The 12626-nt window shown below is 39.0% G+C and carries 14 protein-coding genes; 11 read left to right on the top strand and 3 right to left on the bottom strand.

The window, feature by feature from the left end; all coding sequences use genetic code 11:
- Positions 1-65: 65 nt before the first annotated feature.
- A complete protein-coding gene (locus BLR50_RS08555) occupies positions 66-470 on the bottom strand; it encodes a hypothetical protein (protein WP_092640653.1) in 405 nt (134 codons plus the stop codon).
- 231 nt (positions 471-701) lie between these two features.
- The gene (locus tag BLR50_RS08550) at positions 702-953 is read right to left on the bottom strand and encodes a hypothetical protein (protein ID WP_092640650.1); all 252 of its coding nucleotides are present in this window, start codon (positions 951-953) and stop codon (positions 702-704) included.
- A 79-nt stretch (positions 954-1032) separates the two neighbouring features.
- Here BLR50_RS08550 and BLR50_RS08545 point away from each other — a divergent pair, with 79 nt between their 5' ends.
- The 11 genes from BLR50_RS08545 to BLR50_RS08490 all read left to right on the top strand — a co-directional run bounded on the left by BLR50_RS08545 (position 1033) and on the right by BLR50_RS08490 (position 12265).
- The gene (locus tag BLR50_RS08545; protein WP_092640646.1) at positions 1033-2163 is read left to right on the top strand and encodes an Ig-like domain-containing protein; all 1131 of its coding nucleotides are present in this window, start codon (positions 1033-1035) and stop codon (positions 2161-2163) included.
- A gap of 1133 nt (positions 2164-3296) precedes the next feature.
- On the top strand, positions 3297-3803 hold the full coding sequence (locus tag BLR50_RS08540) for a hypothetical protein (RefSeq protein ID WP_092640643.1): 507 nt from the start codon (positions 3297-3299) through the stop codon (positions 3801-3803).
- 41 nt (positions 3804-3844) lie between these two features.
- A complete protein-coding gene (locus BLR50_RS08535) occupies positions 3845-4687 on the top strand; it encodes a hypothetical protein (protein ID WP_092640640.1) in 843 nt (280 codons plus the stop codon).
- Between the two features lie 92 nt (positions 4688-4779).
- Positions 4780-4974 (top strand): helix-turn-helix domain-containing protein, encoded by a 195-nt coding sequence (locus BLR50_RS08530; RefSeq protein WP_162840374.1) that lies wholly within the window; start codon positions 4780-4782, stop codon positions 4972-4974.
- Positions 4975-5544: 570 nt separating this feature from the next.
- Positions 5545-5751, top strand: a complete 207-nt coding sequence (locus BLR50_RS08520; protein ID WP_092640631.1) for a hypothetical protein — start codon at positions 5545-5547, stop codon at positions 5749-5751.
- Entirely contained in the window at positions 5741-6178 is a 438-nt protein-coding gene (locus BLR50_RS08515; protein ID WP_092640628.1) for a hypothetical protein, read from the top strand. Before BLR50_RS08520 ends, BLR50_RS08515 begins: the two co-directional genes overlap by 11 nt.
- Before the next feature lie 11 nt (positions 6179-6189).
- Positions 6190-7728 carry a phage terminase large subunit family protein gene (locus BLR50_RS08510; protein WP_092640625.1) on the top strand — a complete coding sequence of 513 codons (1539 nt, stop codon included), beginning with the start codon at positions 6190-6192 and terminating at the stop codon, positions 7726-7728.
- Between the two features lie 13 nt (positions 7729-7741).
- Complete coding sequence (locus BLR50_RS08505) at positions 7742-9034, top strand: phage portal protein (RefSeq protein WP_162840373.1); 1293 nt, start codon at positions 7742-7744, stop codon at positions 9032-9034.
- Positions 9035-9148: 114 nt separating this feature from the next.
- Positions 9149-9343 (top strand): YebC/PmpR family DNA-binding transcriptional regulator, encoded by a 195-nt coding sequence (locus BLR50_RS08500; RefSeq protein WP_092640618.1) that lies wholly within the window; start codon positions 9149-9151, stop codon positions 9341-9343.
- Positions 9344-9483: 140 nt separating this feature from the next.
- Complete coding sequence (locus tag BLR50_RS08495) at positions 9484-11262, top strand: ABC-F family ATP-binding cassette domain-containing protein (protein WP_092640613.1); 1779 nt, start codon at positions 9484-9486, stop codon at positions 11260-11262.
- A gap of 64 nt (positions 11263-11326) precedes the next feature.
- Positions 11327-12265: an RluA family pseudouridine synthase gene (locus BLR50_RS08490; protein WP_242871722.1), complete on the top strand. Its 939-nt coding sequence runs from the start codon at positions 11327-11329 to the stop codon at positions 12263-12265.
- 141 nt (positions 12266-12406) lie between these two features.
- Here BLR50_RS08490 and BLR50_RS08485 read toward each other — a convergent pair.
- Positions 12407-12626, bottom strand: a 220-nt coding sequence (locus BLR50_RS08485) for an IS3 family transposase (protein WP_143008074.1), incomplete at its 5' end; no start/stop codon positions are given.

Raw genomic sequence — 12626 nt, 5'->3', positions numbered from 1 at the left:
AACCCCCTTTTGGGGGAGGAACGCCACAGTAATCACACTTTTTTTCTGCCAACAAATAACATGGACTATTCAACTAAATCAAAATTCAAGGAATATAACTCTTTACAACCATTAACGAATTTTTTTACGTATGCATCATCATTATTGCGCCCAGACAAAATAATTTCTGAAATATTATTATCTTCACCATGATATTGAATTTTTAAAAAGAGAACCTCCCGTTGTTGTTCTTTAGTTGTCATAGCTCCGATAATACTTCCCGCTGCTCCTGCAATTAATCCCCCTGCAACTGCTCTAGCTATATAGTTTTGCATTTCCGATTGCCAAGAGTAAAACGTATTAAATAATATTATTGAATCAGTTGGGATGGATAACTTTTCATCTGTTTTATTCTTTTGATATACGAACTCAATTTTATTTATGTAACCACGAGCAACTATTTCTATGTCCTGTGGTATTGGTAAACCCATGATAAATTAAGAAAAAGAGAATGGAAAAGAAATAAAGCAATGAAAAAGTAGACGCAAGCTTTTAAAGTTAATAATACTAATTTATCCCATAACTATGCGGTTCGTGAGCGTTTTCTATATCGTTATATAACCAGTAGGGATTGCAATACAACTTAGAACCATAAGGATTCAGGGGTGTTGAGGCAAAATAGTCTACAAGGGAACAATAAGAATTTTCAAAATATCTTTTTACTACTTAACCTTATACTTTTTAAAAGCTACCCACCATCCATCATGATACACCTTATCGTATTTCCAACTTTCTTCTGCAAACTTCACTGGAGTTATCTTTCCATCCTCCATCTCTTTCCTAAGCAATTCTATATTTGCCTGTTTCCACTGATATAACTGGTCAACTTCTTTTTGAAATTTCTTCTCATTACTGTTGAAGTACAAGAATAAAGCAATCGCAACAATAGCGATAATACACAACAATGTATCCATCCGCACAACCCCCTTTTTCTTACAATATACAACAGTTCATAATATTTGTAAATAGTTATAAAGAAAGGTAGCGATAAACATGTATGATGTGTTGGAATCGCAATTTAGCGATACCTTAAACCGAGAAGGTAAGACAGTAACAATCTATAATGGCAATGCTCCTGTTACCCTCCCCTGCCTGTTTCGTAAGAATAGCGACAGGAATAAAACCAGTGATAAACGAACTATATACTATCCAATTGATGCCGGTATTCAACAGGGAAAGCTTATACAGTACAATAATGATTATTACATATCCATTAACCAAGAAACATCTGAAAACCATGTCTACTATCATAGCGATTTAGAAAAGGTGAATTCTGTGATTAACGTTGTTACAGAAACCGGCTATGAGTTATTCGTAAAATGTCATGCTTATGACTGGCAATCTGTTAGCCTGATTAGTAGCGCATTGGCAACCACTATTGATGGTACAATTGAACTGATAACCGAGGATAACGAACAAAGCAGGAAACTAGCGGTTAATAATGTTTTCGTTGCTTTAGGTGCAACATGGCAAATTTTTAGTATCTATTATAAATCCGGCATTTGTTACATCTTTGTTAAACGAACTGCCAATAGCAGCACCCAAACAACATACTCTTTAGATGCTTCAGGAAATGTATCCTATAAAGTTGATGATACTGCAACCTTTACCACATTGGCAAAGATTAACGATACAACCATAGTAAACCCGACAATACTATGGGAAACATCCGACACCAGTAAAGCGACAATTTCCAATCAAGGGGTATTAACTTGCATCAGTGCCGGTACTGTTACAATAACCGCTAAATGGGTAGAGCATAATATAACCGCAGTAAAAGAAGTTGTTATTGATGAAGTCACCCCACCTATTCAGTATACGGCAAGCATAACCTATAGTGGTGATCCAGTGCTAAAGATTGGACAAGCAAGCAAAACCTTTACAGCCGCATTTAAAGACATTAATAATCAACCTGTTACGCTAACCCCCGTTTGGTCACTTGATTTATCCACCGCCCAAACCGGTTATGTACTTACCACTTCCCAAGCGGATAACTATATCAAGCTTAAAATGGATGCTACTTCACCTAGTTCCCTGATTGGAACTTCTTTTAAACTGAATTTGAGGGATAGTAATAGTCTATGCAGTACATCCCTAACCATTTCTATTATGAGTTTAGGGTAAATGAAGTCAGACCAATTTAAAGTAGACAAATCCGCAAACCGTTGGTATTACTAGCTTTAGTGACATATGCAGTTTTTCTTAACTATATGATAGGTATTGTGGATTTCCGTTTAAGCAAAGAAGACAAGATGAACGGTTCTGTAAAAAACACAAAGAATATCAGCCAGTAGGAATTAAAACAATTAAATGTATTGACTGTGGTAAAGAAGTGGAAGTTTATGCATGGGATATGAAGACCAGTAGATGTGAACAATGCCAATATGAGCATGATAAACTAAGAAAAAGAGAATGGAAAAGAAATAAAGCAATGAAAAAGTAGACGCAAGCTTTTTAAATTGAAAATGCTCATTAAGCCCACAACCATGCGGTTTGTGGGCTTTCTTGTTTTTTCTTAACTAGATGATAAGTATTGTACTCATGCGGATTTCAAGGATTTTTGAAATGTGACTACAAGGGAACCATTTTAATAACCACATTTTTATTTTAAGTTGATAATGCTTACAAAGCCTGTATCTTCAATGGTTTAAGGACTTTATCATTTTTTCTTAACTATATGATAGGATATTTAACCACCAGTCAATTTAGAGTTGAAGTTTTTTATTTGAAGTTAAGAATACTGATTTTATGCGTGTTCATGCGGGTTTGTAAGACTTCTCGAAATTTCTTAACTAGATGATAAGAAACAAAAATTCCAAGAGTCAATTTAAAGTTGATAATACTGAATTATCCTATAATCATGCGACCTACTGGTTTTCTCAATATTTCTTAACTATATGATAGATATTGTATTCATAAAGCTTTTTAGGATTTTTAAAATGTTACTACAAGGCAAGAAAATGTCAACAGATCATTTTGAAGTTGAAAATGCTTGTTTTTCTCATGGTTATGCGGGTTTGCGATATGTGTTAAATAAATGTCAATTGATATAAAACACTCGTAACGCTTAGAGCCACAATGGTTTGTAGCCATTTTTAAAAAAACGACTACAAGGGAACAAAAATAATATTAGTTAATCAGACCTGTGTTATCTGCGGTAATACAGGTCTTTTTATTTTATGAGAATTGAGCAAGGGATATCTGATAGGAACTAGTTTTAGGGCTTGTCGGATGTAACAAGAAAGGATGATTTTAGAATGGCAAATGAAGTTGAAAACGAGAACGTAGTAGAACCGACCAATGATGAAATGGTTTCTATGAGTAAGACAGATTTTAACAAAGCTATCCAGTCCGCAGAGGATAGGTTAAGAACCAAATACTCAAAAGAAATTAAAGAACTAGAGCAGAAGATTACTAATCTTACCCCTGCAAACAAATCCGAACAAGAAATTGAACTGGAAACACGTTTAGCGGAGGTAGCAGCCAAAGAAAAAAGATTAAATCTACAAGACACATTACTGGCTAAAAACCTTGATAAAAGTTTTGTGGATTATCTTAGGGATGATGCAGACGTTGATGCTTTTGAAAAGATCATTACTAACATCATTTCACAGCGAATTATTGAAACAGGCTATACCCCTATAAATCATAACAACACCGATTCAATAACCAAAGAGAAATGGCATAGCATGTCTTTTTCAGAACGTCAAAAAGTCTTTGAATCCAACCCCGAATTGGCTAAACGGCTTATGAAGTCAAAGTAAGAATAACAACAAACATGTAAAAAAAGAAAGAGGTAAAATATATGGCTACTTTATTTATTCCTGAAGTATTCGCAGATGCAGTTAATGAAAAACTTGGTACTACCCTTCGTTTTGGTTCGGTTGCTTTTGATGCAACTTCCCTTGTACCCGAAATTCTGTCCGCAGGTGATAAGGTTCACTTCCCCAAATTAAAGAGAACCGCCACAGTCGGTACTGTAACTAAGGGTACTGCCCTTACCCCTGCCATTATTGATATGGCAGACGATTCCGCAGAGATCAAGTATATTGGTTCTGCATTTCGCGTATATGACAGTGAAAAGGCACAGATTAAGGGTGCGGTAACTGATAACGTTATCAAGCAGGTTGTAGATGTAATGGCAAAGCAGATTGATACTGACCTTGCAGCCGCTATAGATACAGATGTTGTTTTCAAGTCTGCCGCCGCAGGTGCTACCGCTATCACTTCCGCAGAACTCCAGAAGGGTATTGATAATTTCGGTGATGAAATTGATGTAGATACTTTCGCCGCTATTATCATCAACTCCAGACTTCGCAGTTCTTTTGTGGGAATGACCGAATTTGTAAATACTGCACTCACCTATCAGACCAATGGTAACGGTATTGCACAGAATGGCGTTATTGGCTATTACTTTGGTATTCCTGTAGTTGTTACCAACAACGGTACTTGGGATTCTACCGCCAGCGAGTGCAAAACCTACATAATCAAGAAAAATGCTCTTGGCTATGTGTTCCAGAAGGAAATCATGCTTGAGGAAGAGCGTGAAGCGAAACTTCTTGCTACAGATTTTGTTGCATCTTCCCTGTACACTACCAAACTGCTCGATGATACCGGCATTGTTGTAGTTCGCAAAACCGTAGCTTAAAAGAAGTAAATTTCGTCCAGTAAATTATAATGATGCACCCCTGCTTGAAATATCAGGCGGGGGTGTCTATTTATAAGAAAGTGAGGATTCAGATGATTACACCTAGGCAGATCAGAGAAATCAGAGAATTAAAAGGCTTGTCATTGCGTGATGTTGCTAAGTATTGTGATGTATCGGCGCAGTTAATCGGTCAGGTAGAAACAGAAGTCAAAAGCCTAACAGAAGAAAACTACAAGCAAATTATTGATGGTATTAACAAAGCATATGCCGCAAAAATGTCACAGTGAAATTCAAATTTAGAAAGGAGGAAGTGTGATAGAAATGTATTAACCCTTAAAGACATATCCAAAGAACTGGATTATTCTTATGATGTAGTTCGTAAAATCATGCCTTCCCTTATCCAAAAAGGAATATTAAGCGAATACAAAATTACCGATGCTCGTGATAAAAAGAAGATTCAGAAAGGGTATGTAGTAAATCCTTACATATTCTTCAGAGGGCGGCACTTAGATAAACCAGTTTATGAGATGTTTAAAGCTAGTGGGTGGAAACAGCGGCTTGAACAAATAGATGCTAAGTACAAGAATAATTAAAAGTGTGACAGTGGTGTCACAAAAATGGCTAAAAGTGTGACAGTGGTGTCACATCAAAATCCTTGTTTTCCTTATCATTAAGCCATTTTTCCGCAACCACTCCTCTTTATCTTACCACTACCTTTTTTAGTTCCATAAGAAAATGGAGCGTCAATATCCTGCCCCTCAAATTAAAGGGGCAGGTATTATACATGATTGACTTTATTATCAATCGTCAAAAATGGCTCTTGTTAGCCAGTAGATAAAATGAAAGGAAAGATCAGTATGACTTATACAATAGATGAAGCACTTGCTTATTTGAAGTCTATAGATTGGGCTAATCTCTTCACCAGTAACCAGAACAAAGAAATTAAGCCAATGTCAGAAGATGAAATAATTAAGTGGTGCGATGATTTAAATAAGGCTATTGAGAGCCTAAACGAAACAACTTTAAGCCTAAGAAAAACGGCAGGTGAGATTATTGGCGGCTAATCACAGTCAAGGAAAATCCACCTCACAAGAGCAAAGTATTATTCAAAAATTGAAAAGTCTTGTGAGGACAGATGCTAAAGTCTATTACATACTTTGGAAATATGCCCCACACCTTTTAACAGACAAAGTCTTAAAGTCTTTTGATGATCTAAAAAACTACTACAAAACCTTTACTACCGGTATGACTGAAACCTCATGTACAAACTGGTTGTTTGAAGAAAACGTACAGAGTGCGGTTAAGTGGTTATTAAAAAGACAACATCAAGAGAAAATGATTCAGTTATATGAACTGTACTTTGAAAAAGCCAAAGAAGATACTAACGCTTTTAAGGCGTTTACAGAATTTAGCGAGAAGTTCTTTGCTACAGAAAAAGAAAGTGAATTGCTAAGTATCTTACATGGTGTAGATGTTGAAGATGAAGAATAAAGGGGGGTAACATGACAGTAACCGAGAAGTTAAAAAGAATAATGAATAGTCCGGTTCTCTATATAGAAAACTTTATGAAAGTTGTGGATAAAAACGGCAAACTAATCCCTTTTGTTCTTAACCCACAACAAAAAGAACTTATAAAGGGCATGGACAAATATAATATTATTCTTAAATCACGCCAACTAGGAATAACAACCTTGTCATGTGCTTACTCTATTTACTTAGCTTGTACAAATTCAAATACTACCTGTCTTTTGGTTAGTTATAGTATTGATAGTGCGACTTCCATATTTGAAAAACTAAAACAATTATACAATGACCTGCCTAAATCGCTAAGTGTAGAACTGATAGCCAATAACAAAAAGGAATTGAAATTTGTTAATGGTTCGCGGATTATATGCGCTACCTGTGGTTCAAAAGATGTAGCCAGAGGATTAACAATAAGATTCGCCCATTTATCTGAAATCGGATTTATGAAAGATACGGTTGATAAACAACTACTTGCTATTGAACAAGCCTTAACCCCTAATGGTAGAATAATTCTTGAATCAACAGCGAATGGCTTAAATTACTTTTCTGAACTCTGGAACAAAGCAGAGCGGAAGGAAAGTCTTTATAAGCCATTCTTTTTTAGTTGGATAGACGATAAAGTAATGTTTAAAGATGAATATGAGATGTTTTGCAGAAAATATACCGCTTTACATACTAAGTTACCTGCCTTAGAGGAATTAAATGAAGCCGAATTAGCATTGCACAATCAGGGGGCTAGTATTGAGCAGATAGTATGGCGCAGATTAAAGATTGCCAATAGTAGCGAAAGCAGTTTTGCACAAGAATTCCCTAGTAACCCTATCGAAGCCTTTGTTTCTACTGGTTGTAATATCTTTTCATCAAAGCTAATACACGAAAGACTAAACTATGTTGATGAGAATACCCCACTAAAAAACAAACCTATAAACTTACCCAATTGTCTGATTCAGTGGTTTAATCGGGGGTTATCTCTATGGGATGCGCCTAAACAGGGAATCAAATATTATATTGGGGTAGATACCGGCGAAGGGCTAGGACAAGACTACAGCGCCTTTCAGGTTATTACACAAGATGGAGAGCAAGTAGCAGAATTTAAGAGTAATCAGATAAAACCATTTCAGTATGCGGAACTGGTTAGTGCTATAGGCATTTACTTTAATAGAGCCTTACTGGTTATAGAAAAAGCAAGCGCAGGGCATACAGTAGTAGACAAGTTAAAGAATGATTATCAGTATACAAATATGTATAAATACAAAGAATACGATGCCAGAGGGAAAGCCAAAAAGAAGGTTGGATTTATTACCAACGGAAAGACAAAGCCAATAATGATTAACGATTTTGTAGAACTGTTTGAAACTAATCAGATATGTATAAAGTCAAAAGATTTGCTTTCAGAAATGAAACTGTTCGCTTTCAAGAACGGCAAAATGGAGGCGATTACAGGTAATCATGACGACTTAGTAATGTCTTTTGCTATGGCTTTGGTTGGGCTTAAATCTGGTTTGAATTATGTTTAAGGGAGGACGAAAAATGGACATCCTTACAAAACCTTTATGGTTTGTTGATGAAGTGCAAAAAAGCGAACATATCAAGAGAATCTCTAACGTTGTTGATATAAAGCAGTACTTGTTAAGGTTACATAATGTCTTGCAGCGCAAGGATTTTGTATTTAAAGAGGAAACCTATAGAACTGCAAAGATTGTTCTGAATACGTTGAAATCTATTATTAACTTTCATGTAAGTTATGTAGTAGGAAACCCCATTTCAATTACTGGTGAGCAGGATATCGTTAAGAAATATAATAACGTTTATAAAAAGGGTATCTTTAATAAAACAGACTATGAAGTTGTAACAGACCTATATACCTATGGTGATGCCTTTGAATATGTTTACCTTACTGGTGACAAAACCATAAAATCAAAGGTTATTGCTAATGAAGATGCCTACCCTGTTTATGATGAGCACTTTAATTATGTTGCCTTTATTGAATATTGGGATGATATTGATACTGGACACAAAAACTACATTGTCTATACTCCATTCAAGGTTCTAACCTATGAGAATGAGCGATTAGTAAGTGAAGTTAATAACCTAACCGGTTTGCCTATACACTATTCAATGATGGATAAGAGCGAATACAACTTCTTTGGCGATAGTATTATGAATGATCTTATTCCTGTTATGAATCAGATTGAATTACTATTGTCTAAACTAGATGATGCTATTACCACACTTAGCCTTAATCCGTTGGGTGTTAGTGCAGGACAAAGGATAAATGAAAGCATTCCCAAAGATATTGTTGGTGCTACCCTTAACCTTGAAGATGGTGGGGATTTTAAATGGGTAAATGCCACGATGGATTATAATAATATTAAACTATTACTGGATAGCCTTAACCAACAGTTATATGCAGTTGCAGGAGTACCGGCATCCGCTATTGGTCAAGGAAACATTTCTAATGTATCAGAGGTAAGTTTAAAATTACTGTTTAGTCAGATGGATAATAAAGCAAAACAAACGATACAGGTACTTAGAGAAGGATTCTTTAAGAGGTTTGAATATATCAGAAAGCTATTGAAATTACAGGGTATTACATTCAATGATGATAATTTTGATTCTTTGGATATTACCTTTAGTGTTAATAGACCTGTAGATACTGCAAGCCTTATGGACGAGCTAAAAGTTCAATATGACATGGGGGCTATCAGTAAACAGACCATTATTGATATTAGCCCTTATAGTGTGGATACTGCGCTTGAATTGCAGCGAATTGAAAGTGAAGCTAAACCGGTGAATAATCCAGTAGAAATTGACAACAAATAATGATATGTATGTCACTGTTCAAGGCTTGAAAAAGGCTTATGAGTTATGATATACTTTGGTTAGTTAAGGAAAATGTACCTTAACGAACTATGAAATACACGCTTTGAAAATTTCATAAATGCAGTTAAGAAGTATTCCTTTATCTCCGCCGAGGTGGAGTTTTTGCCCCAGACCTATGCCCGCATTGAAGACGCCGACACCGCCCAAAAGATGAGCCGCCTGCTGGAGCACCTTGAGGATAACGACGATGTGCAGAACGTGTGGCACAACTGGGAGAATGAGGACGACTTCAGTGAGGATGAGGAGTAAAACAGAAGTTCGCTTTTGATAGTGTAATCGACCCTTTCGGTATGAATGTCATATCGAAAGGGTTTTTGTTATGAGTTTGATGTATTTTGTGATATACTATTATTTTAAGATGTTATCGTTTATATTAAGGGAGCCACAAAATGCTGTTATCTGCAGAACATATATCGAAAAATTACGGTACAAAGCAGTTGTTACAGGATGTTTCGTTGTACCTGAATGAGGGCAACCGATTTGGGATAATCGGTATAAATGGTACGGGGAAAAGTACGCTGCTTAAAATATTAGCCGGCGCGGAACAGCCGGATGAGGGCGCCATTGTCATGAACCCCAACATACGGGTGGCCTATCTGCCGCAGACACCGGAGATGAGCGACGGCTTTACGGTACTGGAGCAGGTATTTGCCGACTTCCCTGCCCAGTTTCGCGAGATTCACGAATATGAAGCAAAAACCATGCTTACCCGCTTGGGAATTATAGATTTTGACGCTAAAATCGGCACGCTTTCCGGTGGCCAGCGCAAGCGGGTGGCTCTCGCTGCCACGCTGATACACCCGGCGGATATACTTATTCTGGACGAGCCGACAAACCATCTTGACAGCGAAATGGTCTCCTGGCTTGAGCAGTACCTCTGCCGACTAAACGGCGGTTTAATTATGGTTACGCACGATCGGTATTTTTTAGAGCGCGTCGTAAACCGTATTGTTGAGCTATCCCATAGCAAGCTCTATACCTATGAAGCCAACTACTCCAAATATCTTGAGCTGAAGGCTGAGCGTGCAGAGATGGCTGAGGCCAGCGAACGCAAGCGGCAGTCGATTCTGCGCAGGGAATATCAGTGGATTATGCGCGGCGCCAGAGCACGCGGCACCAAGAGCCGCGACCGCATTGAACGCTACGAGGCACTCAAGGAGCAAACCGTGCAGGCAGCAGATGACACAGTGCAGATGTCAACAGTCTCTACGCGCCTTGGGCGCAAAACAATAGAGCTTGATAGGGTTACCAAAGCCTTAGGCGGCCGAACCGTAATCCGTGATTTTTCTTATATTATTGCGAAGGGTGACCGCATTGGTATCGTTGGTAAGAACGGCGCGGGTAAGTCTACCCTGCTGAACCTGATTGCCGGGCGGTTGCTGCCGGATGAAGGAACGGTGGATATGGGCAGCACCGTAAAGGTGGGCTATTTCACGCAGGAGTGTAGAGAACTCGATTTAAACCAAAGGGTGTATGATTTCATCCGCGAAATAGCCGAAGATGTGAAAACTCCCGAGGGAACCTTTTCTGCATCTCAGATGCTGGAGCGGTTTTTATTCACTTCCGACCTTCAGTATTCTCTAATCGGCAGGCTCAGCGGCGGTGAACGCCGCCGCCTGTATCTGCTGAGCATATTGATGACCGCCCCAAACATCCTGTTGCTCGATGAGCCTACCAATGATTTGGACATTGATACGCTGGTGATTCTGGAGGATTATCTTCTATCCTTTGCAGGGCCGGTGCTAACTGTTTCGCATGACCGCTATTTTTTAGATAAGGTAGCTACCTCCATCTTTGAGGTGAACATGGAGGGAAACATTCTACAATATACGGGTAATTATACCGACTATTATGAGAAACGGCAGATAACTTCACTGCCTGCGGCAAAAAACGAAGCTGCGGTAAAAAAGGAAGCGCCACAAAAGACAACAAAGCTGAAATTCTCGTTTAAAGAGCAGCGGGAATTCGATACGATAGACGATGATATTGCTGCGCTGGAGGCTCAAATCGTACAATGCGAAGCGGAAATTGCCTCGTCGGCCAGCGACTATATCCGTTTACAGGCCCTGATGGAACAGAAGGCGGTGCTCGAAGCCGAGCTTGACAGCAAAACGGAGCGGTGGGTGTACTTAAACGAGCTTGCTGATAAGATTGCTGCTCAGAAGTAGCGATTAGCCGCGCGATCCAGCGGCTGCGCATAAGGCAGCCGGGTAATCGAAAGGAGAAAAACCATTGATAAAAACAAAACGGGACATGAGGCAAAAAGGAAACGCGCCAAAGCCTGATATAGAGTTTGTGGTAACAGAACCAAGCGGTTTATTGGATTTTTTGTTGTTAAAGCTCTCTAACAAGTCCAGAAACCATGTAAAGGCCCTGCTGACGCACAGGCAGGTATCGGTAGACGGGATTGTGATAACGCAATACGATACGGTAATTCGCGAAGGACAGCGGGTGAAGATCAGCCGGACTGCCGGGCCGGTAATAAAGCAAAAGAATTCACTCGACATTCTGTATGAAGATAACGACCTCATTGTTATCAACAAGCCTGCGGGGCTGCTTTCGATTGCTTCCGATAAAGAGAATGAGCACACCGCCTATCGCCTGTTAACGGATTATGTAAAGACAAGAGACCCGGAGAACCGCATTTTTGCCGTGCACCGCCTGGATCGTGATACCTCCGGTATATTGATGGTTGCAAAGAACGAGCGAATGAAGCTGGCGCTGCAGGATAACTGGTCTGATTTAGTAACCGAACGGGGTTATGTTGCCGTTGTGGAGGGGAAGCTTCAAGAGAAAAGCGGCAGGATTCAATCCTGGCTGAAAGAAACCAAAACTTTAATGATGTATTCCAGCCCCACCGCCGGTGACGGTTTGGAGGCCATTACAAACTATCAGGTGATTAACGAAAGCAGCGAATACTCTTTGCTGGATATCCGGCTTGAAACAGGCCGCAAGAACCAGATTCGCGTGCACATGAAAGACATCGGGCACAACGTTACGGGTGATAAAAAGTATGGGGCCAGAACAAACCCTTTGGGTCGTTTGGGGTTGCACGCCTATAAATTAGCGTTTAAGCACCCCTTTACCGATAAAATAATGTGCTTTGAAACAAAGGCTCCCAGGAGCTTTACTGCTCTTTTCAAAGATGGCAATACGCGTAAAGGCAGATAACGTTAGTGATTCAAGGTGAGGACAGCTATGTATACACATAAAACAAAAAGGCACCCAATAATGAACTGCATCCCGTCAAGAGGACAGCGAAAAAACATAAAATTTTCCCGACCAGTGGTGAACAAAACCACTGGTCGCTTTTTATGCAGCGAAGTAGAGATTAAATTTCTCTAACGGTGTCAGAACACCCAAGTTGCGTTGCACACGCCGGGTGTTGTAATAGCTGATGTAACTCTCAATCATCTGAATAAGTTTCTGCTTGCTGGTGAATCTCCGACCGTAATAGCGTTCGCGTTTCAAAATGCCCCAGAATCCTTCCATAGGACCGTTGTCGATGCAATGTGCCACACGGGACATGCTT

The organism is Acetanaerobacterium elongatum (genome assembly GCF_900103835.1).
In the GTDB taxonomy this organism is placed as follows: domain Bacteria; phylum Bacillota; class Clostridia; order Oscillospirales; family Ruminococcaceae; genus Acetanaerobacterium; species Acetanaerobacterium elongatum.
Note: the sequence above shows the minus strand (reverse complement) of the source record. Positions and strands in the feature narration are given on the sequence as shown.